General features: G+C 56.6%; 20 protein-coding genes and 3 riboswitches. Of the genes, 12 read left to right on the forward strand and 8 right to left on the reverse strand.

Annotation, left to right across the window (positions count from 1 at the left end):
• Positions 1-22 precede the first annotated feature (22 nt).
• Positions 23-637 carry a tRNA-uridine aminocarboxypropyltransferase gene (locus VF694_RS00120; RefSeq protein WP_039943006.1) on the forward strand — a complete coding sequence of 205 codons (615 nt, stop codon included), beginning with the start codon at positions 23-25 and terminating at the stop codon, positions 635-637.
• Here VF694_RS00120 and VF694_RS00125 read toward each other — a convergent pair.
• The 6 genes from VF694_RS00125 to pbpG all read right to left on the reverse strand — a co-directional run bounded on the left by VF694_RS00125 (position 624) and on the right by pbpG (position 6,186).
• On the reverse strand, positions 624-1,043 hold the full coding sequence (locus VF694_RS00125) for a carboxypeptidase-like regulatory domain-containing protein (RefSeq protein WP_003800134.1): 420 nt from the start codon (positions 1,041-1,043) through the stop codon (positions 624-626). The genes VF694_RS00120 and VF694_RS00125 overlap by 14 nt on opposite strands.
• On the reverse strand, positions 1,040-1,933 hold the full coding sequence (locus tag VF694_RS00130) for an NRDE family protein (protein WP_003800133.1): 894 nt from the start codon (positions 1,931-1,933) through the stop codon (positions 1,040-1,042). The genes VF694_RS00125 and VF694_RS00130 overlap by 4 nt, the downstream gene beginning before the upstream one ends.
• A 112-nt stretch (positions 1,934-2,045) precedes the next feature.
• A complete protein-coding gene (locus VF694_RS00135; protein WP_003800132.1) occupies positions 2,046-2,993 on the reverse strand; it encodes a succinylglutamate desuccinylase/aspartoacylase domain-containing protein in 948 nt (315 codons plus the stop codon).
• A 45-nt stretch (positions 2,994-3,038) separates the two neighbouring features.
• The gene (locus VF694_RS00140) at positions 3,039-4,028 is read right to left on the reverse strand and encodes a Bug family tripartite tricarboxylate transporter substrate binding protein (RefSeq protein WP_003800131.1); all 990 of its coding nucleotides are present in this window, start codon (positions 4,026-4,028) and stop codon (positions 3,039-3,041) included.
• Positions 4,029-4,186: 158 nt separating this feature from the next.
• On the reverse strand, positions 4,187-5,101 hold the full coding sequence (locus VF694_RS00145; protein ID WP_003800130.1) for a LysR family transcriptional regulator: 915 nt from the start codon (positions 5,099-5,101) through the stop codon (positions 4,187-4,189).
• Positions 5,102-5,271: 170 nt separating this feature from the next.
• Positions 5,272-6,186 (reverse strand): D-alanyl-D-alanine endopeptidase, encoded by a 915-nt coding sequence (pbpG, locus tag VF694_RS00150; RefSeq protein WP_003800129.1) that lies wholly within the window; start codon positions 6,184-6,186, stop codon positions 5,272-5,274.
• Between the two features lie 325 nt (positions 6,187-6,511).
• Between pbpG and VF694_RS00155 the strand changes: the two genes are divergently transcribed.
• The 3 genes from VF694_RS00155 to VF694_RS00165 all read left to right on the forward strand — a co-directional run bounded on the left by VF694_RS00155 (position 6,512) and on the right by VF694_RS00165 (position 8,699).
• On the forward strand, positions 6,512-6,904 hold the full coding sequence (locus VF694_RS00155) for a flagellar protein FlhE (RefSeq protein WP_230406305.1): 393 nt from the start codon (positions 6,512-6,514) through the stop codon (positions 6,902-6,904).
• A gap of 129 nt (positions 6,905-7,033) precedes the next feature.
• Positions 7,034-7,849: a motility protein A gene (locus VF694_RS00160; RefSeq protein ID WP_003800126.1), complete on the forward strand. Its 816-nt coding sequence runs from the start codon at positions 7,034-7,036 to the stop codon at positions 7,847-7,849.
• Positions 7,815-8,699 carry an OmpA/MotB family protein gene (locus tag VF694_RS00165; protein ID WP_207307417.1) on the forward strand — a complete coding sequence of 295 codons (885 nt, stop codon included), beginning with the start codon at positions 7,815-7,817 and terminating at the stop codon, positions 8,697-8,699. Before VF694_RS00160 ends, VF694_RS00165 begins: the two co-directional genes overlap by 35 nt.
• Positions 8,700-8,780: 81 nt before the next feature.
• Here the strand turns inward: VF694_RS00165 and VF694_RS00170 are convergent, their stop codons facing one another.
• On the reverse strand, positions 8,781-10,220 hold the full coding sequence (locus tag VF694_RS00170; RefSeq protein ID WP_219236079.1) for a sodium:solute symporter family protein: 1,440 nt from the start codon (positions 10,218-10,220) through the stop codon (positions 8,781-8,783).
• Positions 10,221-10,362: 142 nt separating this feature from the next.
• Positions 10,363-10,470, reverse strand: a riboswitch (TPP riboswitch).
• A 67-nt stretch (positions 10,471-10,537) separates the two neighbouring features.
• Positions 10,538-10,635, forward strand: a riboswitch (TPP riboswitch).
• 50 nt (positions 10,636-10,685) lie between these two features.
• Here VF694_RS00170 and VF694_RS00175 point away from each other — a divergent pair.
• The 4 genes from VF694_RS00175 (at position 10,686) to VF694_RS00190 (ending at position 14,648) form a co-directional block, all read left to right on the forward strand.
• The gene (locus VF694_RS00175) at positions 10,686-11,468 is read left to right on the forward strand and encodes a 3-oxoacyl-ACP reductase (protein ID WP_059317650.1); all 783 of its coding nucleotides are present in this window, start codon (positions 10,686-10,688) and stop codon (positions 11,466-11,468) included.
• Positions 11,465-12,757, forward strand: a complete 1,293-nt coding sequence (locus VF694_RS00180) for an LLM class flavin-dependent oxidoreductase (RefSeq protein WP_440163500.1) — start codon at positions 11,465-11,467, stop codon at positions 12,755-12,757. The genes VF694_RS00175 and VF694_RS00180 overlap by 4 nt, the downstream gene beginning before the upstream one ends.
• Positions 12,758-12,909: 152 nt before the next feature.
• The gene (locus tag VF694_RS00185) at positions 12,910-13,659 is read left to right on the forward strand and encodes an SDR family NAD(P)-dependent oxidoreductase (protein WP_059317649.1); all 750 of its coding nucleotides are present in this window, start codon (positions 12,910-12,912) and stop codon (positions 13,657-13,659) included.
• Positions 13,660-13,716: 57 nt separating this feature from the next.
• Positions 13,717-13,861: riboswitch (FMN riboswitch) on the forward strand.
• A gap of 151 nt (positions 13,862-14,012) precedes the next feature.
• The gene (locus tag VF694_RS00190; protein WP_426345796.1) at positions 14,013-14,648 is read left to right on the forward strand and encodes a riboflavin synthase subunit alpha; all 636 of its coding nucleotides are present in this window, start codon (positions 14,013-14,015) and stop codon (positions 14,646-14,648) included.
• A gap of 189 nt (positions 14,649-14,837) precedes the next feature.
• Here VF694_RS00190 and VF694_RS00195 read toward each other — a convergent pair whose 3' ends face one another.
• On the reverse strand, positions 14,838-15,368 hold the full coding sequence (locus tag VF694_RS00195; RefSeq protein ID WP_003800111.1) for an AAA family ATPase: 531 nt from the start codon (positions 15,366-15,368) through the stop codon (positions 14,838-14,840).
• Between the two features lie 567 nt (positions 15,369-15,935).
• Between VF694_RS00195 and VF694_RS00200 the strand changes: the two genes are divergently transcribed.
• The 4 genes from VF694_RS00200 (at position 15,936) to VF694_RS00215 (ending at position 21,942) form a co-directional block, all read left to right on the forward strand.
• Positions 15,936-17,375, forward strand: coding sequence for an aspartate ammonia-lyase (locus VF694_RS00200; protein ID WP_440163501.1), 1,440 nt, complete (start codon positions 15,936-15,938; stop codon positions 17,373-17,375).
• 47 nt (positions 17,376-17,422) lie between these two features.
• Positions 17,423-18,742 carry a dicarboxylate/amino acid:cation symporter gene (locus VF694_RS00205; protein ID WP_003800108.1) on the forward strand — a complete coding sequence of 440 codons (1,320 nt, stop codon included), beginning with the start codon at positions 17,423-17,425 and terminating at the stop codon, positions 18,740-18,742.
• Between the two features lie 63 nt (positions 18,743-18,805).
• Positions 18,806-20,623, forward strand: coding sequence for a sensor histidine kinase (locus VF694_RS00210; protein ID WP_440163502.1), 1,818 nt, complete (start codon positions 18,806-18,808; stop codon positions 20,621-20,623).
• Positions 20,608-21,942, forward strand: coding sequence for a sigma-54-dependent transcriptional regulator (locus VF694_RS00215; protein ID WP_301605604.1), 1,335 nt, complete (start codon positions 20,608-20,610; stop codon positions 21,940-21,942). Before VF694_RS00210 ends, VF694_RS00215 begins: the two co-directional genes overlap by 16 nt.
• Positions 21,943-22,051 lie beyond the last annotated feature (109 nt).

Consider the following 22,051-nt stretch of genomic DNA (forward strand, 5'->3'; position numbering starts at 1 on the left):
GCCTTCTGTTGGGTCCCCTTGCATGAACGCTTCCTCTTTCTCTCGTCCAGGCCGTTGCGCACGGTGTCAGCGGCCTGTGGCCCGATGCTTGTGTTCGCTGATTCCTTCTCTGCAAGCAACGTGCCCTCTTTTGATTCTGCAGCATCATTCCGAGGCGCGGCATGCGCTCAATACCGGGCGCCTGGCGTATTTGGGTGTGCAAGGGGCGCAGCTGTGGGTGGGGGAGCAGTTTGAAGATCTGGAGGCGCGTTTAGCGCAGGCCCAGCGTCCTGTACTGCTGTTTCCGGGACCTCAGGCCCAGGTGGCCCGGGCCTTGGCGCCCCAGCAAAGGCCTGATCTGATAGTGGTGCCCGATGGCACCTGGCGCAAGGCCCGTTTGATTTTGCATCGCAATCCGATCTTGCAGCGTTTGCCGCATTGGGTGCTGCCGCAAGGGGATGTGTCGCGCTACCGGTTGCGCAAAGCGCCAGATCCTCAGGCCGTTTCCACGTTGGAGGCGATTGTACGGTTGATGCAGCTTATGGAGCCGGAGCGCGATTTCAGCGCCTTGCTACGGCCATTTGAGCATTTGATCGAGGAGCAGATCCAGGCCATGGGCCTGGATACCTATGAGCGCAACTATCCTACTTCCAGATGAAGTTCAGTTCCTGCGGCTTACCCTCGACCAGTGTGGTCTGGCGCTCCTGGGTTTGGCCTTCGTACGTGGCAAACACTTTGTAGTTGCCCGGACCGAGGCGGATCAGGCAATAAGGGCCATCAATCAGGCTGTTGAGCACGGTCTGATCGGCGCTGTTACGGATCACCAACTGAACATCAGAGATGTAGGCGATGCGCTCGCCCTGCTGGGCTGAAAAGTTGACGGACAAGGGAAAGGTGCTGCGCACCATGCGGAAAAGCTGGGCTTCATCACTGCCTATGCCGCCGCTGACGTATTCGGTGGAGCCGTAATACTGGCTGGGGGGCAGTTCCTGAGCGTGCGCAATCGGACTGCTCAACAAGGCCAGCGACATGGCAATGCCGATCAAAGAAAGACGAGGACTCATGAGATTTCCTTGCTTGAGGTGAGGTGGCTAAGCGGGCCATGCATGGCCCTGTTGCTGTTATGAGTGGAAGGGGGCAGGCCGTGCGGATGAAAGCTGGGCCATGACAAGGGCCAGTCATGTTGCCGCTCGGGCTGGGCCGCCGGGGTGAAGCTGCGTTCACGCAGCGTACCTTGCCCATGCTGATCCAGCGTAATGACGGTGGTGCAACGCGTGCCATAGTCGGGGCTGACAATAAACGGGCTGCTTAACAGGCGTTCGCGCTCCAGGCTCAAGCCGGTCTGAGGCAAGTCTGCATCGGCGGCCAGGTCCTGATTGCGCAAACCTTGAAACAAGCTCTCTACGGCCGGGGCCGAGCCGTCAAAATGTTGCGCTTGCAGGGTTTCCTTCAAGAACAGGCTTTTGGGCCACGGGGTGTTCAGCCAGGCATTGCTCAGAATATGGACGCCCGGATCGAGTCGTTGCGGCTGGCCGCTGGGGTGACGATTACTGTAATAAGCCAGTTGCAAGGCTTGCGTGTCGGTGGGCCATTGCAGCACAAAAAGATTAAAACCGGCGTACTCGGCCCCTTGACGGGCTAACTGGGCCAGATAATCCAGAGGGCTGCGCTCATCGCGCAGGAATTGGGGGATCAGTTCTCCCCGCGAACGTTGAGCGCCGCTTTTATTGCCGGGAATTTCGCGGTAGTTGGTAAGCAGGGCCAGTCGTCCCCGGCATTGTGTCAGGCCCAGCCACGTGCCTCCGGCCTGCAGGTCACGACCGGCAAGAATGTCGGGCTCGTCTTGCCAGGGCTGTGCCGGCTGGCTGGGACGAGCATGATATTCATCGCGATTGGCGGCAATAATCAGCGGCCAATCCGCATTGACTCCGATGGCGATATAAGCGATGCACATGTGCCGATTGTAGGATGGCTATGCAGGCTTTGGTAGCCGAAGAAGTGCCAAGTTCCGTATTTTTTCCCGGCATTGGAACGCAGGTGCGGGCCGTGTATTTGCCGCCGGGCCCTTAAGGCGCCATGTAGTCCCGGGCCAGGCGTACAACCGTGACGCCGGGACGCAGCTGACGTAAAGAAGGCATGATCAAGGTGCAGTGGTCGTAAGGCGTCAGCAAGGGCTGCCCATCGGCCTGGCCGATGCATGTGCCTGCCTGGCTCAGGGTTTCCAGGCCTTGCCAGGCCTGGCTGAAACTCACTTGCCGGGAGGGCGCCACCACCGCATGGGTGACCTGCACGATTCGTTGCTGTTTGGGAGAGGCCCGACGCCAGTCTGACGGGATATCTTGGATGTCCACAATCTCGGAGGCGATGAGAAAGCGGGCAATCAGGTCCAGCGCCACAGCCGGTGTCTGCGGGTCTCCGTGAAAGCCGCATTCCAGCAACAGGGAGCGGGTTTCTTCAGCCTCGGGCTCAGAGAATCGGCCGTAATCGCGCATGCGTACGCCGTCCTGATGGCCGGAATCCACAATGACGTGTTCGGGGGCGCCCAGTGTCTTGGCCAGCTCGATGTTGCGCTCCAAGGTTCCGGTCAATAGCAAGGGCGCACAGGGCTCGTGCATGGAGTGCAGATCCAGCAACCAGTCGGCCTGTTCCAGCCAGGGCAAGATGGCGCGTGCGCGACGTTGTTCCTGAGTCTGTGTTTGAGACAGTTTTTGCGCACTCCAGACCCGATTCATGTCTTCATCCACATAACGGCTGGCATCGTGATGCGCCGGGTCAAAGCGATCAAAAGCGTCCAGATTGCAAAAAGCCAGGATCAGCTTGCCGCGACGGGGTTGCACGCCACGAGCGAGCAAGGCTTTCAAGGCCCAGGCTCCGCAAAGCTCATTACCGTGTATTAACGCGCTGATCATCACGGTTCGGCCCGCTTTACCGGAGTCCAGGCACCACAGGCCGGGAACACCGGTATTGCCCTGGCGCTCTGTTTGAATGTCGGGGTACGAAAGAGAAAAGGACATGCTAGGGGCTCCAGCACCCCGACCTGTGGCCGGGGGCCTGTTTTTTTATTCGGCTTGCAGTTTGGCCAGCTCAACCAGGCGGGCGTATTTATCGACTTCTCTGGCCTGAAATTCGGCTGCGTTCATGCCGGGGGCGTAAAGCGTAGCGCCATTCGACCGCATTTTCTCTTGCAGGCTGGACGATTCCAGGCTGTTGTCCAAAGCCTGGCGCAAGGTCTGGGTGACGGATTCAGGCAAGTCCTTGGGGCCATACAAGCCGAACCAGACATTGATGTCGACTTTTTCAAAACCGGGCGTATCGGCCAGCGGCGGAATTTCCGGTGCAGCCGCAGACGCACGGGTTTCGGTAATGCCCAAGGGGACGATGGCACCTGCCCGTGCTTGTGACAGGCCCGAGGACAGGACCAGATAAGCGGTGTCCAATTGTCCACTCATCAGGTCCGAGACCAGAGGAGGCACGCCGCGATAGGGCACATGCATGGCAGTGGTGCCGGTGGAGGCATTGACCATTTCACCGGCCAGGTGCAGGGTGGTCCCCACGCCCGAGGAGCCAAAGCTGAAGGCTTCGGGTTGGGCAGCCCGCAGCTTTTGCGCATAGTCCGCCGCCGAGCGGATGCCCGATTTTTTGGAGGCGGCCAGCAGCAGGGGCTGAGAAGCAATCATGCCAATGGGCGTAAAGTCTTTCTGTCCGTCATAGCGCACGGCCTTGTTGATCATGCCTGCGATAATCATCTCGTTGGTGGAACCCAGCAGCAGGGTATAGCCGTCAGCAGCGGCACGCTGGACACGTTGAGCTCCAATCGTCCCGCCTGCGCCGCCCGCATTTTCGACCACCACCGTTTGGCCCAGACGGCTGCTGAGCTCTTCCGCCAGCAGGCGTGCAGTCAGGTCGACGCTGCCTCCGGCCGGATAGCCTACGACCAACGTCAGGCTGCGTGAGGGATAGGTGTCGGCATGGCTGATCGAAATGGGCAAGAGGCTACAGGCGCCTGCCAGGCTCAGTACCAGACTGCGTTTGGAGAAAGAAAAAGACATGATGTGCTCCCCGTTCGATGGATAGGGCTCCGGCCCGCAGCCCGGGTGGGCGCGTCGGGCTTGTTTATCCTTAGTTATGAAGGGGTATTGTGTCCGCTGCAGCTGATGCTGATGTGCTGTTACGGCACATGGCCGTGCTTTTTCAGCTGGCAGACCTGTTAACGAGCTTGCTGGGTAAAGGCCCAGACAGATTCGGCCAGATCCGAAAGGGGGGCACGCGAGCGATACAGACGGACCTCAAAGGCAATCTCATCGCCCTTGCCACCTAGCTGCACCAGCGTTCCGCGACGACATTCATTGGCAATCATGGACAAGGGCAGCCAGGCCACGCCCATGCCTTTTAATACTGAGCCCATGGCCGTGTCCAGCGAATCGCACCGTACCGTACTGACCAGAGGGTAGGGAAAGTGATGCAGCTTGTCGCCCAGAATCCGGGCCATGGCCAGACCGCCCGAATATGAAATCAAGGGTATGCTGCGCCCGCTATCGGCGTTGAGCTCATACAAAGGGTGGCCATTCTTGCGCCGTTGACAGGTCGGCACCAGTTTGTCGGTAGCGATGGTCATGTAGGTAACCTGTTCGGCCAGAAGCTCAATTGACAGGGCGGGGTGCTCATAGCAGCACAGAAAGTCTGTTTTGCCTTGGGCAAGCAGCTTGGCCATATCGGCCATCATGCCGGTGCTGATATCGATCGGTATGTGGGCGGACAAGGGGGCCTGGCTGCCTTTCTGAAGGCGGCTGACCCAATCGGTGACCAAGGTGCGCGCCAGACTGCGGCCAGTGGCGATGCGCAAATGGCCTTGCCCTGTCTGCTCCGAGGCCTGCAATTGCCGACGTACCCGGTTGAGTTGCTCCAGTACTTGATGGGCGGTGTTGTAGAACACCTGTCCCTGGGCCGTGAGCGTGATGGGCAGGCTACCACGTTCCACCAGAGGGGTTCCGACCCAGGCCTCCAAGGCCCGGATACGGCGTCCAAATGCGGGGTGTGTGACGTGGCGTTGTTCTGCTGCCCGGACAAAGCTGCCTTCGCGTGCCAGGGTGAGGAAATCTTCAAGCAGTTTGAGCTGAGGCACGACAAGCACGCTCCTTAAAAGAATGCAGGCCTATTGATACCGGCTGCTGACCCATCGAAAGAGGTAGCCGAGCAGCAGGTCGTAAAAATGCCCCAAAATCGGCTCAAAGGCCATGATGTTGGGGCATCGGGCAGACCGTGTGTCTGTCACGGTTCAGACACGCAGGGAGATCAGAGCATGGCCAGACCGTTGGATTTTTCGACCAGATCACGGATGCGCACGGCATCACCGATACGAGAATAACGGCCTGAGGAATTCAGCAGCACAATAGCCACCTCCCGATCCTCGATTTTGGTCAACATTACCAGACATTCACCCGCTTCGTTGATGAAGCCGGTTTTGGAGACCTGGATATCCCAGTTGGCGTTTTTGACCAGACGATTGGTGTTGTTAAAGACTAGTTGGCGACCTCGCATGGGCTGGACGGAATACTGGTCGTTGGTCGTGTATTGCTGAATGCGGGCATGCTGGCTGGTGGCGGTCAGCAGTTTGACCAGATCGCGCGGGCTGGCCACATTGTCGCTGGACAGGCCGGTGGGTTCGACAAAGCGCGTATTGCGCATGCCCAAGGCGCGCGCCTTGTCATTCATGGCGCGCACAAAGGCAGGCAGTCCGCCGGGATAGTTACGGCCCAAGGCATGGGCGGCCCGGTTTTCTGACGACATCAGGGCCAGATGCATCATGTCGGCACGGCTCAAACGCGAGCCGACGCTCAGACGTGAGCTGGAATGTTTGACGCGATCCACGTCTTCGTCGATGATCTCCAGCATTTCATCCATAGGCAAGCCCGACTCGGCAACGACCAGAGCGGTCATCAGCTTGGAGATGGATGCAATGGGACGCACGGCGTCGCTGTTTTTCTGGTACAGCACCGTTGACGACTCCAGATCCTGCACAAATGCAATTTCCGAACGCAAGGCCGCATTCTGAATCAGGGCGTCATGTTTGAGGGCATTCAGGGCACGGCGACTATCGTTTTCGTTATAGCTGATAGGCTGCAGGTTTTTTTCGAAAACCAGGTGAGGCACGTTGTAGCTGATGGCGGCGGTGGCTTCCTCCTGGACGGAGGGCTCGGCCAGCGCCAAAGTCTGGGCCAGCGACGAAAGCGAAAAAGGCGCTAGAAATAAAACACATAGCGCACGGCGTATTAATTTATTTGTTCTGGTCTGAGGCATTTTTCAGTTCCCGGAGGGCGAGAAACAGAAGGGCGGAGAGAATTTATGCGCTTATGCTACCAGAAAAAATCCTCTTTATATTAGTATCTTACGGCTCAAAGTTAAAAAAAAATTAAGATGTCTTTGCGGTATCATTAAGAAACTTATTTTTATCTGTATAAAAACACAGTCTATGTCTTTGGTGAAATTTAAAAACAATAAAAAACCTGTTTTTATAAACAGTTTTTTAAATCGTTTGTGGACATCAATATCGCTGGCTTTGGTACTGCCGCTCGCACACGCCGCCTCATTAAGTTGGGATGGCGAGCAGCTCAGCAGTGCCATCACGCCCGCTTCGCCCAGCAGCCAGCAGTTCTTCATGCCAGCGCAAGCGGTACAGGCGCAGGCCTCATCGATTGGCAAGGTGGAGGTCAGCTACCACCATAATGGGCGCGCCATTTTGAAAAGCCGTTTGTGCCTGCAAGGAGGAAAGTGCGTGGATATGAACGGGTCGGTACTCAGCACCAGAGCCTTTGCGGGCCAGGATGCGCGTCTTGGTTTTGTGTTGATGCACGAGGTGTGGAGTTGGGCGGGTAGCACCGAACCGGTGCGCGTCCAGGCTTCGATCCGAGTCAATTACCAGCCTTAGTGTGACTGGCCGCGATGTGCATAATTGTTGTCTGTCTTTGATGCAACGCAAGGTCCAGGCCTAAAGAAACTCGTTCTGCTGCCGATATGTAGTCCTGATGCCCCTCGGGCCCATAACCAGGATTTGTGCATGAACCCCTCAACTTTGATCGGCATCGTGGCCAGCGTGCTGCTGTTTGCCGTGATCTTGTTTTTTACGGCAGAAAATCCCGCCTTGTTTGTGGATTTGCCCAGTCTGGCCGTGGTGCTGGTGGGCACCTTGGCAGCGACCTTTATCAGCTACCCGTTAAGTGAAGTGGTTCGCATCTTTGGACTGATTGGGACAGTGCTGCGTAACGAGCGGCTGTACACCCAGCAGGATATGGATGAGCTGATCAATATCTCCCGCCTGTGGATGATGGGAGATATCCGGGCCGTGGAAGAAGCGCTGGAAAAAGTCGCGAACCCGTTTTTGAAAACCGGCGTTCAGTTAGTGATTGATCGTGCCCCACAAGAAGACATTGAAGATCTTTTGCAATGGCGTATCAGCCGTCTGCGCGCTCGCGAACATGCCGAAGCGCAACTGTTTCGCCTGATGGCCAGCTTCGCGCCCGCTTTTGGTATGGTCGGCACGTTGATTGGTCTGGTCAATTTGATGTTTCTGCTCGGTGATGGCGATATCACCTCGATTGGTCAACAGATGGCGCTGGCCCTGATGACCACCTTTTATGGGGTGCTGCTTTCCAATCTGGTATTTAAGCCGGTGGCCGTCAAGCTGGAGCGTCGCACGGAACAGCGGGTGGTCTTGATGAACATGATCATGCAGGGCGTGTCCATGATGAGCCAGCGCCGTGGCCCCGCGCTGATGCGTGAGACGCTGAACTCGTTCATGGCGCAGTATCAGGACGAGATCAATGACCGGGGCGGCCGCGATGACGATGCCGACCCGGCTGCGCAGCGAGGTTGATCCCATGGGAAACATGGAGCAAGACCTGACGTTAGGTGAGTTGGCGGATCGCCAGAAAGCCTTGCAAAAGGAGTTGGAGCAGGCCCGGGGAGCCAAGATTGAGCAGCAGCTGGCGAGCAATCTGGGCAGTCGGCGTCGCAGTCGCCCCTGGAACGATCCCGGCCTGGCAGTCCCCGAGGAGGAAGAGGCGTGGCTGACCACTTACCTGGATATGATGACTTTGCTGCTGGTCTTGATGATCGTGATGCTTTCTTTTGCCGGCAAGCGGGCTCAGACTGCGGCTCAGGGGCAAGGGCAGGGGGCAGCAACAGTGATGGCCCAGGCAGGTAAAGAAGGGGCGGGGCTGTTGCCGGCTTCAGCAGGGCTGTTTCCTGAATCGGCGCTCGGTGACGGACCGGATAAAAGCAATCATGGTTTGGACCTGGATGGTCTGGGAGATAACATTGATGTGGTCATGAATGATCAGTCGGTTAGTTTCCGTATCAACAGCGAGATTCTGTTCAACTCGGGTGGCGCTGATTTGGGGCTGGAAGGGTTGACCGTCCTGCGCCAACTGGCTACCGTCCTGCAAAAATCGGCGCATCCTATTGTGATCGAAGGGCATACCGACTCGGTGCCCATTCGCAGTTATCGCTACCCGTCCAATTGGGAGCTGTCCGGTGCGCGTGCCGGCAGTGTGGTGCGCTATATGGAGGCCAATGGCATAGGCAGTCAGCGTCTGAGCGCGGTCGGCTACGCGGATACGCGTCCCTTGGGTGACAATGCCACGCAGCAAGGGCGTGCAACGAATCGAAGGGTTGAAATCATTGTGCAGATCCCTCAAACACAGACTGAAAGCCCTGCCCAATAAATCGTTAAAACAAAACCCCGGTTTGCATGTCGCAAACCGGGGTTTTTTTTATCCTGAGCCTTGGTCTCAGGGCGTTCGGATTTAGTCCAGTACGCGCGTGGAGGAAGCCAGGGAGCTGAGATCGAAATTGGGCAGATGACGGCGCAAGGGCATGATCAGGACGCTGATCACCACCGGCACAATCGCAGCCAGCAAGAAGGATTCCAGCAAGTAATCCATAGGGCCATTGGGACGTGGAAACACAGCCAGGCCGGCAACTAGACCGCCCAGGGTACTGACCGTGGCGGTAAAACCATCGTAGCGGCGGCTGTACAGTCCAAAGAACACGGGAAATGCTGCCGCCGAGCACAGCAAGTCTGCCAGCAGGAACAGGTACAGCACGCTGAAACCTTGCGAGGAAGCGTACAGCACAGGGATGGAGCACACCCAGATCAGGGAACGAGCCAGACTCATCATTTGAGCGGTATTGCGGTGAGGCATGATACGGCCCAGGTCCACCGCAATCAGGCTGGACACTGCGCTGATGGCCGTATCGGCGCTGCTCATCACCAGGGACAGCCCCAGGGGAATCAGCAGCACCAGAAACCAGACAGGAACATGCGGCAAAATCACATTGAACAGTGCCACGGAGCTGTCGCCGTGTGAACCCAGGCCGACAAAGGCCAAGCCAAACAGACCCATCAGGAAGATGAAGGGGGCGACAAACAAGCCGCCCAGCAAAAAGCCACGCCGCATGGATTGCGTGTCTTTGGCAGCATAAATGCGCTGCCAGTTGCCCTGGTGAAACAGGCCGGTCAGCAAAATGGCGACAAAGAAGGTCAGGCCGGCCTTCATTCCCACGGGGTCGCTCAGTTCGATCAGTCGCGGGGCTTGCAGTTTGACGCTGTCAAACAAATTCACCGGTCCTCCCACGGCTTGCCAGCCGAACATCACAATCAGAAATAGCATGGGCAGGATGACCAGCATCTGTACTTTGTCGGTAAAGATGGAGGCTCGCAGCCCGCCGTAAGAGGTGTAGATCAGGGTGGCCAGCAGCACAATACTGGCGGTAACCCACAAAGGAATGGGGGCAATCAAGGTAATCATCTTGGACATGGCGGTAATTTCGGCCGTCATGGAGATGAACATGTAAAACAGCATGATCAGCAGGGTCAGGGCATACATGGGACGGCCATAGCGGGCAATCACAAACTCGCTCAGGCTGTGACCGCGTGGCAGCAGTTCGCGCATGCGTTTGCCAAGCGGAATCATGGCCAGTCGTGGCGACATGGAGCCAATGGCATACCCGATCACGGCGCTCAAGCCTCCCCAACTGGCCGCCTGCGCCGGTGAGAATAGAATCCAGGCGCCCAGCGAAGAGGCTAATAATGTCAGAATTGTGGCCAGCGAGCTTTGACTGTTGCGCGCTACCACAAAGTCTTCCAAAGAGCTGTTGTAGTGGCGGGCATACAGCACCCCGGCCAAAGCAAAGGCGGCAGAAAAAACAATCAGCCACAAAAGGGTGGCGGTTTGGTCCAGCATGAGATCTCCCCAAAAACCCGTATGAACGGGCACAAACCGGCCCAGCCGGCACGATGCCGGGGACGGGGCGCAGAAAAATGGAGGGATTGAAATGGGGCGTGTGCGCTTGCCAATGCGCCGCACAGACAAGAGCGGGCAGGCTGCCAGGCCGCGTTTCCTTTCCCTTCGCCGGCATGATCCGGATCAGGTTCTAAGGGTTACCGCTGCAATGCGGAATCTCAGCCCGTCAAGGACTCCCCCAGGAACAGGCTCAAAGAGTAGGAGAGCTTCTTTCAATTGTCAATCATACGGTTGGCGGTGTTTTGTGCTATGGTCTGCCCTGCGGCACGGGGTGTCCTTCTTGAAAAGGGCTGAGATAAAACCCGTCGAACCTGATCCAGCTCATACTGGCGAAGGGATGTCCGAAGCTCTAGCCCTGCGTCCGAACCGGGCCGACATCCTCGCCGAATTTTTGCAAGGAATGTCATGTCTGTGGAACACGTCTCGGAACTCTCCCAACAACTGGTTCTGGTCACTGGCGGCGCACGCGGCCTGGGGGCTTGTCTGGTGCGTGCGTTTGCACGTCAGGGCGCCAAAGTTGTCATCAATTACCTGAAAAGTGCAGCCGCTGCCCAGGCGCTGGCGGACGAGTTTCCGCAGCACTGTCTGGCGGTGCAAGCGGATGTGAGGGATGCGACTGCTGTACAAGCCTTGTTTGCCCAGGCGCAGGCGCACTTTGGTCAGCCCATCACCACCGTCGTCAATAACGCCTTGCCCGAGTTTTCCTTCAACGGCGATGCCCGCCCTCATGCGGATACCTTGACCTGGTCGCAATTGAACCAGCAACTGGAAGGGATTGTGGGTGGGGCCCTGAACACCACGCAGGCTGCCTTGCCCGGCATGAAGCAGGCCGGTTTTGGCCGCATTATCAATATCGGGACAAACCTGTTCCAGAATCCTGTGGTGCCTTACCACGACTACACAGCGGCCAAGGCCGCCTTGTTGTCCATGACGCGCACCTTGTCGCACGATCTGGGACCGGATCAGATTACCGTGAACATGATTTCCGGCGGTTTGTTGCGCACAACGGATGCGTCCGCGGCTACCCCCGAGGCGGTGTTTGATCTGATTGCGGCCAGTACACCGCTGCGTCGCGTGACCACGCCCGAAGAATTTGCCGATGCGGCCTTGTTCTTTGCCGGTCCGTGGGCTCGTGCCGTAACAGGACAAAATTTGGTGGTTGACGGCGGATTGGTGAAAAACGGATGAGACAACTGCATTTCAATCTGTTCATTATGGGCTGCGGACATCACAAGGCCGCCTGGCGCCATCCCGAATCCCAGGTTGAGCGCTTGGGCGATATCCGCTTTTATGAAGAGCTGGCGCAGATTGCCGAGCGCGGCAAACTGGATGCGGTTTTCTTTGCCGATGGTCAGTCCAGCGATAATGTGGCAGATGGACCGCGCTGGTTTCTGGAGCCCTTGACCATGATGGCCGCGCTGGCGCGAGCCACTGAGCGTATTGGTCTGATCAGCACCGTCTCGAGCACCTTTTACACCCCCTTTGTAGCGGCGCGCATGTTGTGTTCCCTGGACCATCTGTCCCAAGGACGGATGGGCTGGAACGTGGTGACCTCGATGTTTGATGCCGAAGCACGTAACTATGGCTATGAAGCCATGCCTGACCATGCCTGGCGCTACGCCCGAGCCGAAGAATTCGTAGATACCGCACTGAAGCTGTTCGACTCCTGGAGCGACAGTGCCTTGGTGATGGACAGGCAGGGTGATTACGCCAAGGTGGATCAGGTGCGTCAGATCCTGCATAAAGGCGATCATTTCCTGGTGGATGGTCCCCTGACCTTGCCGCGCTCGCCTCAAGGACAGCCGGTGCTGTTTCAGGCCGGTGCGTCTGAACAGGGACGGGATCTGGCAGCGCGCAAGGCCGAAGCCATTTACGCCGTGGCGTATGACTTGCCCTCGGCTCAAGCCTATTACCGTGACATCAAACGACGCGTGCGTGAAGCGGGTCGTGGTGTGGATGTGCCTGTCATGCCGGGGCTAGTGACCTATGTGGGCTCCACCATGCAAGAGGCGCGCCGCAAGCAAGAGGAGCTGGATGCATTGCTGCCTACCCAGACCTCCTTGCGGCAACTGGGCATGTTTGTCGGGCAGGACTGCATGAACTGGGAGCTTGATGCACCGGTTCCGCCATTGCCTGCGCTGGAAAGTTTCAAGGGCCCCAAGGGGCGTTATGCCACCATGCTGCGCATCATTGAAACGGAAAAACCGACAGTCCGGCAATTGTTGGGGCGGATTGCTGCCGGTGGTGGTCACTGCACCATGGTCGGTACGCCCGAGTCCATTGCCGATCAGATTGAACATTGGTGGCGTAATGAGGGCGCCGACGGCTTTAACTTGATGCCTCCGTCCTTGCCCAATGGCATTGGTGACTTTGTGGAGCAGGTCATCCCCGTTTTACAAAAGCGCGGTCTGTTCCGCCAGGAATACGAGCACACCAGCTTGCGGGGGCATCTGGGGCTGGAGCGTCCAGCGGCCTGATGCCCGGAGCAGAAAAAAGCGGGCATTGCCATGGACGGATTTGTCCGCTTTTTCCCTAGGGGGAAGGGGCTACGAAGTTCCTGAAGTTTGCTATCCTTAATGCTTTAATTGTCGCCTGCTTAACGAGCAGCGAGCTGTATAGGGATCGCACTATGAAAACCGCCGTTGTCACCGGGGCCTCCTCAGGGTTTGGGGCTGCTCTGGCCCGTAAACTGGTCGCTGAAGGGCATACCGTGCTGGGCCTGGCGCGTCGTCAGGACAAGCTGGACGCCCTTGCTGCCGAGCTGGGCGAGCGTTTTGTGCCGGTCAGCGTGGATCTGACGGATCGTGCGCGTGCAGATGCGGTGCTCGGCGACCTAATGGCCCGGTTCCCCGATATCGATGTGCTGATCAATAACGCGGGTCTGGCGCTGGGCGTGGACAAGGCTCAGGATGCCAAGCTGGAGCAATGGGACACCATGGTGGCCACCAATATCAGCGCGTTGCTGCACATTACGCACGCTTTGCTGCCAGGTATGGTCAAGCAGAACAAGGGCCACATCATCAATCTGGGCTCGACGGCGGGCGAATATGCCTACGCAGGTGGCAATGTGTACGGCGCCACCAAGGCTTTTGTGCATCAACTGGGCCTGAACCTGCGTGCCGACCTGTCGGGTACGGCCGTTCGAGTGTCTACCGTGGCTCCTGGCCTCTGTTCCGGTACGGATTTCTCTACCGTTCGTCTGGGCGATAAAGATAAAGCTGCTGCGCTGTACCAGAACGTGGATGCGCTGACGCCCGAGGACATCGCCAACACCATTGCCTGGATCATGAACGCGCCTGCCCATATGAATGTCAACTACATCGAGTTGATGCCGGTGGCGCAAAGCTTTGCAGGCTTGAGCGTGCATCGCAAGGCTTAAGCTTGGCGACCGGCCCTGGTCTGGCTTGATTAGACTTGGGCTCCGGTCTTACACTGCAAACGTCTTCAGGGCGGGGTGAAATTCCCCACCGGCGGTAAGGGAGCCATTCCCCAGCCCGCGAGCGCTTTCCGCCAGAGAAAGGTCAGCAGATCAGGTGAGAAACCTGGGCCGACGGTGAGAGTCCGGATGAAAGAAGATGAAGCATCGCTGCCTTGTGATCAAGGCAGCGACGTGTTTTATTGCTGCCCGGAGGACGCATTGTTTAATCAAGGATGCGTTCAAATGAAAAATCTGAAAATCTCCCCTGCATTAGCCGTTGGTCTTTTGCATGAATTTTGCGAAGGAGCGTGCTGATGTATACCGGAATTGTTAAAGCGGTTCGTCCTCTTACCGCGGTCAAGGCCGAGCTGGGCCGTACCGAGTTTGAAATTGATTTCACCGATGAATTGCTGGTGGATCTGCAACTGGGCGCCAGTGTCAGCGTGGAAGGCACATGCCTGAGCGTGACCAGTATTTCCGGCCACAAAGTTACTTTTGATGCGATTCCCGTCACGCTGGAGCGGACGAACCTGGGCACGCTCAAGACAGGTGATCTGGTCAATATCGAACGATCGGCCAAGCTGAACGAGGAAATTGGTGGTCATGTGATGGCTGGCCATATCGCAACGACTGCTGAAGTGCTGGAACTGAGCATTACCGAGGCTGGCAACCGTCTGCGTTTTCAGATGCCGGAAGATTGGGCGAAATACGTGTTCCCGCGTGGTTTTCTGGGTGTTAATGGCTGCAGCCTGACCGTGGCGGACGTGGAGGATGGCGTTGTGACCATCAATCTGATTCCCGAAACATTGCGCCAGACAACATTTTCTCGTTACAAGGCGGGCGATAGGCTCAATATCGAAGTGGATCAACAGACGGTTGTTCTGGTTGACGTGCTGGAGCGTACGGTGGCAGGCACGATGGCGCGCGTGATGCCTGGTTTTAAAGGCTGAGTCACGCATGAGTTAAGTGCAAAGGGCCGCTAGTTCTAAAACTGGCGGCCCTTTTTGTGTGTCTGTGCTTTTTAAGCACTCATAAAGCTCGGAATGAAATGCAGTACAGGTGCTTGAGAATATAGCCACTCTAGTGACGATCAGCCATTTTCCAATGGCCTGATGCGCTGCGCACCAAGGCTTGCTCCGCTATTGATTCAGTGTTTCCAAGACAAAATCAGCGCGGTTTTCTACGCTTGTTTTGGGCAGCATGCGCACTTGGTATCCCAGCAGGGGATAGACACGCTCCAGACGTTCATACTCATGCAAAGCCGCGTTCATGTCGTGACGGCGCTCTGGATCAACTTCGTATATTTCAGGCCAGGGGGGCGTAAAGAACACCTGTGAATGATAAGGGTGAGTCTTGTTGAGTTCGTCCAGCAGTGGAGTACCTGTTAACTCTTCTAAAGCAGCTGCGGCGTCAATCAATCCTCGATCAAAAAATACCCAAGGGCCATCTTTGGGCGCGGTTGAGTAGTCAGTCTGCGCGACCTGTATCGCTTCTTTCAGGAAGGCCTCCATATCCTGCCAGGGGAGGGCAGAGCCACCATTGACCCACTGCTCCTGCACGATACGCCGTCCAGGCTCCTGGATAACCGTATAGCCACGATTTTGTAGCTCGGATAACAGAGTGGATTTACCGCCGCCGGAGCAGCCGGAAATGAGGACAAATGTGGACATAAAGAAATCCAGATCAACAAAGGATAAAGGCTTGGCGACGATGCGCCGCGCCCCGAAACTAAGACCGGAGGGAAGGAGGGAAGGAGGGAAGGAGGGAAGGAGGGAAGGAGGGAAGTGGCCTTATTTTAAGGCTGGGACGGGAAATGGTGAAATGCCTGGCCTTGAGTACATAACTTCCTAACACGCTGGTAAGTAGGCATCTTTCATAAATAATAAAATGCAATTAACGGAAAAGAAATATAAACATTGAAAAAGAATGTCTACAACAAAAAGAGGGCGGTTTTGGTGAAGAAGCGGCAGGGTGACACGGCTGGCTACCTATCAACGCATGGGCACACGTGTATGGTCAGATGCTTTCTGTTCGGATTTCCGTCTTTTTAACGTTTGTTCTGTTCGGAAATCCGAACAGAAAGGAGGCGTATTGTTGGTGTTAATACAATCAGCACACAAAAAATGACTTGTTTTTCAATAGACTAATGTCAGCAAAGAGTCTTGGCACAGTTGTTGCTTTTAACTCCGTACAAGAACCCCAGTATTGGGGGCCCTTAATAAAAACGGAGAGATGACATGACTGATTGCGCCGCAACGGCTAACACTCGTCTGGAGAAAGACCTGCTGGGCACGCGCCCCGTACCTGACTCGGTGTATTTTGGCGTACACACCTTGCGAGCCGTCGAAAACTTCAGGATTACGGCGACAACTATCGCCAACTACCCCGATTTGATCCGAGCCCTGGCACAGATTAAAGCGTCCGCCGCACAGGCCAACCATGCACTGGGGGCATTGGATGCCGCCAAGAAAGAAGCGATTGTGCAGGCGTGCCGGGAAATTGAGGCTGGCCAGCATCACGACCATTTTGTGGTGGATGTGATTCAGGGAGGGGCAGGCACTTCTACCAATATGAATGCGAATGAAGTGATCGCTAACCGTGCTCTGGAAATTCTGGGTCACCAACGCGGGCAGTACGCGTTCCTTCACCCTAATGAGGATGTGAACCTGGGGCAATCTACCAATGATGTGTACCCCACCGCCTTGAAACTGGCTGCCTATCAGGGTGCGGCCCGTTTACTGACTGCCTTGGAGTATTTGCAGCAAGCCTTTGATCGCAAAGCTCACGCTTTCAAAGATTTGTTGAAAATGGGGCGCACGCAGTTGCAGGAAGCAGTCCCCATGACCCTCGGGCAAGAATTTGCGGTTTACGCCGGCATGATTGCCAAAGATCGCCTGTGCCTGACCGAGGCCATGCAAGAGCTGTGTGAAATCAATCTAGGCGCGACGGCGATCGGGACGGGGATCAATACGGAGCCACGCTATGCCGAACTGGTTACGCGCCTGCTGTCCTCGAACACGGGTATCAGTCTGCGTAGCGCATCGGATCTGATTCTGGCCACGCAGGACTGCAGCGCGTTCGTACAGCTGTCCGGTGCCTTGAAACGCATTGCCGTCACCTTGTCCAAGACTTGCAACGACTTGCGTTTGCTCTCAAGTGGTCCACGTGCAGGCATTGGTGAGATCAATTTGCCTCCTCGTCAGGCGGGCTCTTCCATCATGCCTGGCAAAGTCAATCCCGTTATCCCAGAAGCCGTCAGTCAGATTGCCTTTGAAGTCTTTGGTAATGATGTGACCGTCTCCTTTGCAGCCGAAGCCGGTCAGCTTCAACTTAACGCGTTTGAGCCCATTATCGCCCACAGTCTTTACAAGAGCCTGCGTCATCTGCAGCGTGGATGCATGATTTTGGCCGACTACTGCGTGGACGCGATTACCGCCAATCCCCAGCGTCTGGCAGACAGCGTCAGCAACTCCATCGGCTTGGTCACGGCGCTTAATCCGTTGATCGGCTATACCGCGGCCACCGCTATTGCCAAGCAGGCGCATGAAACCGGTAAAGGGGTGGCTGAGCTGATTCTGGAGCAAGGTTTGTTAAGCGCGGACGAACTGGCTCAGGCCTTACAGCCTGAGCAACTGATCGCGCCGCGCGCCTCCAAAACCACGGAACAAACTCTTTAATTAAAAACCGACAGGCCCGCGCACGGGCCGATACGGGAGATGAACGCATGAAGCTGAATAAGCAAACCACATGGATTCTGATTGCCATGGTACTGGGCGTGGTAGTGGGTTATATCTGCCACAAGATGGCCGACACCCCTGAACAGGCGCATGCCATTGCCAGCTACTTTGGCATGGTGACGGATATGTTCCTGCGCTTGATCAAGATGATCATTGCTCCGTTGATTTTCGCCACGCTGGTTGCCGGTATGGCCAGCATGGATGATGCGGCAACTGTTGGTCGTATCGGGGGCCGTGCTGTGGGCTGGTTTTTGCTGGCCTCGCTGGTATCGCTGACGGTAGGGTTGATTTTTGCCAATATCTTCCAGCCTGGTGCGAATGTTGGCATTCCCTTGCCGGCCGAATCGGCTCATTTGGGGGTGGATACCTCGGCGCTGAATCTGAAAACGTTTCTGACGCATGTTGTGCCGCGTAACTTTTTTGAATCCATGTCCAAGAACGAGATTTTGCAGATCCTGGTGTTCTCAGTATTTTTTGGACTGGCCTTGGGCAAAGTGCGTGGTAACCCTCAGGCCAACATCCTGGCGCAAACGATTGAGGGCGCAGTGCCAGTGATGCTGACCGTCACCAACTACGTCATGTACTTTGCACCACTGGGCGTGTTTGCCGCTGTTGCCAATATCATCACGACCGAAGGGCTGGGTATTTTGGCCGTCTATGGCAAGTTTCTGGGCAGCTTTTATGCCACCTTGGTGGTGCTGTGGGCGATTTTGCTTGCCGCGGGATTTCTGGTGCTCAAGGGCCGGGTATTCACCCTGTTCAAAGAAATCCGTCAACCGATGTTGCTGGGCTTTTCGACGGCCTCCAGCGAAGCCGCCTATCCTCGTTTGATGGAAAAGCTGGAAGTGTTCGGTGTACGCAAGCGTGTTATCGGTTTTGTCCTCCCGCTGGGTTATTCCTTTAACCTGGACGGCTCCATGATCTATACCGCTTTTGCGGCGCTGTTCATCTCTCAGGCATATGACGTGCCGCTCACCATGCAACAGCAAATTATCATGCTGTTGGTGTTGATGATTTCCAGTAAAGGTATTGCCGGCGTACCACGCTCTGCGCTGGTCGTCGTGGCAGCAGTTTTGCCTATGTTTGGGCTGCCTGAGGCTGGTGTATTATTGATCATGGGCATTGATCACTTTCTGGACATGGGCCGCACTGCGACAAATGTATTGGGTAACGGCATTGCCACAGCCGTTGTCGCCAAATGGGAAGGTGCCATCGATGCGCCTGACCAGGCGGACAGCAAGGCGACAGGCTCACCACAGCCCCAGCCCGAGCAGGCAGGCCCAGACTCAGCACCCGCTGTCGCCTGACGTCTTCCGTGTCGATATAGCGGCTGTTTACTAAATATTCTACGTAAGTGGCCGCTACGTTTTATGCATCTGCCCCGATTTATTCGTCTTCATAAAGTCCTGTTGTTGCTGGTATTGATTGCGTCACTGTCAGCCTTGGCGGGCGTGATGGCTTACCGAGCTGGTGAATCATTCGGACTGTCCAGCTTGCAGGAGTCGGGGCGGCAGCGTCTGGATTTGTATGCGCTGACACTACGCCACGAAGTCGAGAAGTATGAGTATCTGCCCAAGATGCTGGAGCTGGATCAAGAAGTGGTGGGGCTGTTGGAGCGGGGCACCCGGTCCTCGCGCGAGGTCAGCCGTCATCTGGAGCGCTTGAACGAGCGCGCCCAGACCCGCGTGATTTATATCCTCGGCCGTCAGGGTCAGGTTCTGGCGACCAGCAACTGGCAAGAGGCCGATAGCTATCTGGGGGAAGATCTTTCCTACCGCCATTATTTCACCGAAGCGCGTGAAGGACGGCCCGGATTCTTTTTTGGAGTTGGAACCACACGGGGCGAGGCCGGCTATTACATTTCCTCCCCCATCACCCAGGCAGGGCAGGTGATCGGCGTAGCCGTCATCAAGGTGGATCTGGATCGCCTGCAGGATTCCTGGACCCACGCTCAAGCGCCGGTGATAGTGTCCGATCACTATGGTGTGGCGATTCTGTCTTCGGTGCCCGCCTGGAAATTTACTGCCAGTCAGCCCCTGAGCGAAGATGTGCAGCTGCATCTGCGCCAGACCCGCCAGTACAACGGTTTGCCCATTGTTCCCCTGAATTTACTGACCCAGAGCGTGTTGAGCCAGGATGCGCAGCTGGTGTCCTTGCCTTCTGATGGCAGGGCGTCGGGAGCCGAGGATGACACCCGCGGACTCCTGCTGGCCCAGACGATTCCGTTTGGTGCGAACGGCTGGACCTTGACCCTGTTTTTACCCACCGATCTGGTCTATTCCATGGCACGTCTGTACGCCGTGTTGGCCGCTTTGGGGCTTGTATGCCTGTTTGTGATGCTGGTCAGCTGGTATTTGCGCCGGCAGCAACAGCGTGACCGTGCCTTGGCTCGCGTTCAGCTGGAGCGCGCACATGCTCAGCTTGAACGCAAAGTAGAAGAACGTACGCGTTCGCTGGAAGAAACCCAGGCGGGCCTGATTCACGCTGGCAAACTGGCGGTCATCGGGCAATTGTCTACTGGCCTGGCCCACGAACTGAACCAGCCCCTGACTGCCTTGCGTACCTTGTCAGGAAATACCATCCGCTTCATGGAGCGCGGTGATCTGGATACCGTGCGTGCCAACTTGAAGCGCATCAATGATCTGGTCGACAGCATGGGCGCGCTGACCTCTCAGCTCAAGCAATTTGCCCGCAAGTCGCCAGGCCATTCAGAACTGACAGATTTGAGCGCGATTATCGATCAGGCGCTGTTGATTCTCGAACCCGCGATTCGCCAGCATCGTGCAACAGTCCAGATTCAATTGGCAGACGATGCAGGGGTAGTGCAGTGCAATCCCAACCGTCTTGAACAGGTCATCGTTAATTTACTGAGTAATGCGATTGATGCCGGCGCCTCACGAAACACGCACCCTGTTGTTCAGCTCAGCAGCCAGCGGCAAGGTCAGCAGGTGGCGATACGGGTTCAGGACAATGGCCCAGGATTAAGCGAGGATGCTCGGCTGCATCTATTCGAGCCATTTTTCACCACTAAAGAAAGTGGTACAGGGCTGGGGCTGGGTTTGGCTATTTCGATGAGTATTATTCAACATTGCGAAGGCAGTCTGACAGCCGATAACTTGCCAGGTGGTGGCGCCGTGTTCACCATTGTGCTTCCCTTTCCTGGAGCAGAAAAATGTACGAAGGGCTAACCGTTCTCATCGTTGAAGACGATGTCAATGTGCGTCTGGGTTGTAGCCAAACCTTGCAGCTTGAAGGCATTCGGGTGGAGGAGGCCGAGAGCGCAGAACAGGCCTTGCGCCTCCTGCACAATGGCTGGCCAGGCATTGTCGTGTCCGATGTACGTTTGCCGGGTGCCGATGGCATGAGCTTGCTGCAGCAACTGCAACAGCTGGACAGCGACTTGCCTGTGGTGCTGATTACTGGCCATGGCGATGTGTCGATGGCTGTTCAGGCGATGAAAATGGGGGCTTACGATTTTATTGAGAAGCCGTTTTCGCCCGAACATTTTGTGCAGGTGGTATCGCGCGCCTTGGACAGACGTCAAATGAGCTTTGAGATCAAAGCACTGCAGGGTCGATTACAAGACAAGCAGTCCATTGAGGCTCGCGTGTTGGGCAACTCCTGTCCCATGTCCAAGGTGCGCGAACTGATCTGCAATCTGGGCAATAGTGCCGCCGATGTACTCATTTTTGGCGAAACCGGCACCGGCAAAGAGCTGGTGGCGCGCTGTCTGCACGATCTAGGGCCCAACAGGGACGGTAATTTTGTGGCAGTCAATTGCGGCGCCCTGTCCGACAGTCTGTTCGACAGTCAGATGTTTGGTCATGAGGCGGGGGCCTTTACGGGTGCAGGCAAGCGGGTGATCGGCAAAATCGAACATGCGCACCAGGGCACCTTGTTTCTGGACGAAATAGAAAGCATGCCGATGGCCATGCAGGTCAAGCTATTGCGCGTTTTACAGGAGCGCACGCTGGAGCGTCTGGGCTCTAATCAATCCATCGCCATCAATTGCCGCGTCATTGCGGCGACGAAAGTTGATTTACTGGCCCTGGCCGATCAAGGCCTGTTTCGTCACGACTTGTATTACCGCTTGAATATGGCGACCTTGCCCTTGCCGCCCTTACGCGAACGCCGTGAGGATATTGGCCTTTTGTTTGAGCATTTTGCCTTGTTGGCGGCGGCTCGGCATGATCGTCCGGCGCTGGAGCCAGACTCCGAGCGCTTGCAGGCTATGCTGGGCTGGCATTGGCCGGGCAATGTGCGCGAGCTACGCAATTTCGCCGATCGCTGCGTGCTGGGGGTCAACAGCGCCTTGCCCGGTCAGCAAGCCGCTCCAGGAACCGTGCCGACCTCATTGGTCCACACCGTTGAAGCGGTCGAGCGCGCCTTGATCGCTGAAGCCTTGAAACGACATCACCATAACTTGACTCGCGCCGGGCAGGAATTGGGCATAGCCAAAAGTACGCTGCACGACAAGATCCGCAAGTACGGCCTGTTGGCGTCCTAGAACTGGTCTGTCTGGGCATGGGCGGCCGACCCTGTCTGTTACGTCGCCTGAACAGGCCCGCACTACGCAATCGCTACGCGCTGGGGCGGGCAAGCGCCAGATCGTGCCG

The sequence above is a fragment of the Alcaligenes sp. Lyrl_28 genome (assembly GCF_051948705.1).
In the GTDB taxonomy this organism is placed as follows: domain Bacteria; phylum Pseudomonadota; class Gammaproteobacteria; order Burkholderiales; family Burkholderiaceae_B; genus Alcaligenes; species Alcaligenes ammonioxydans.

Excerpts from the sequence above, each read along its gene's own strand:
- VF694_RS00135 (WP_003800132.1), bottom strand. The coding sequence starts at position 2,993 with ATGTCCTTTTCTCTTTCGTACCCCGACATTCAAACAGAGCGCCAGGGC.
- VF694_RS00190 (WP_426345796.1), top strand. The coding sequence starts at position 14,013 with ATGTATACCGGAATTGTTAAAGCGGTTCGTCCTCTTACCGCGGTCAAG.
- VF694_RS00200 (WP_440163501.1), top strand. The coding sequence starts at position 15,936 with ATGACTGATTGCGCCGCAACGGCTAACACTCGTCTGGAGAAAGACCTG.
- VF694_RS00180 (WP_440163500.1), top strand. The coding sequence starts at position 11,465 with ATGAGACAACTGCATTTCAATCTGTTCATTATGGGCTGCGGACATCAC.
- VF694_RS00170 (WP_219236079.1), bottom strand. The coding sequence starts at position 10,220 with ATGCTGGACCAAACCGCCACCCTTTTGTGGCTGATTGTTTTTTCTGCC.
- VF694_RS00185 (WP_059317649.1), top strand. The coding sequence starts at position 12,910 with ATGAAAACCGCCGTTGTCACCGGGGCCTCCTCAGGGTTTGGGGCTGCT.
- VF694_RS00205 (WP_003800108.1), top strand. The coding sequence starts at position 17,423 with ATGAAGCTGAATAAGCAAACCACATGGATTCTGATTGCCATGGTACTG.
- VF694_RS00215 (WP_301605604.1), top strand. The coding sequence starts at position 20,608 with ATGTACGAAGGGCTAACCGTTCTCATCGTTGAAGACGATGTCAATGTG.
- VF694_RS00210 (WP_440163502.1), top strand. The coding sequence starts at position 18,806 with ATGCATCTGCCCCGATTTATTCGTCTTCATAAAGTCCTGTTGTTGCTG.
- VF694_RS00125 (WP_003800134.1), bottom strand. The coding sequence starts at position 1,043 with ATGAGTCCTCGTCTTTCTTTGATCGGCATTGCCATGTCGCTGGCCTTG.
- VF694_RS00195 (WP_003800111.1), bottom strand. The coding sequence starts at position 15,368 with ATGTCCACATTTGTCCTCATTTCCGGCTGCTCCGGCGGCGGTAAATCC.
- VF694_RS00140 (WP_003800131.1), bottom strand. The coding sequence starts at position 4,028 with ATGTCTTTTTCTTTCTCCAAACGCAGTCTGGTACTGAGCCTGGCAGGC.
- VF694_RS00120 (WP_039943006.1), top strand. The coding sequence starts at position 23 with ATGAACGCTTCCTCTTTCTCTCGTCCAGGCCGTTGCGCACGGTGTCAG.
- VF694_RS00165 (WP_207307417.1), top strand. The coding sequence starts at position 7,815 with ATGACGATGCCGACCCGGCTGCGCAGCGAGGTTGATCCCATGGGAAAC.
- VF694_RS00160 (WP_003800126.1), top strand. The coding sequence starts at position 7,034 with ATGAACCCCTCAACTTTGATCGGCATCGTGGCCAGCGTGCTGCTGTTT.
- VF694_RS00130 (WP_003800133.1), bottom strand. The coding sequence starts at position 1,933 with ATGTGCATCGCTTATATCGCCATCGGAGTCAATGCGGATTGGCCGCTG.
- VF694_RS00175 (WP_059317650.1), top strand. The coding sequence starts at position 10,686 with ATGTCTGTGGAACACGTCTCGGAACTCTCCCAACAACTGGTTCTGGTC.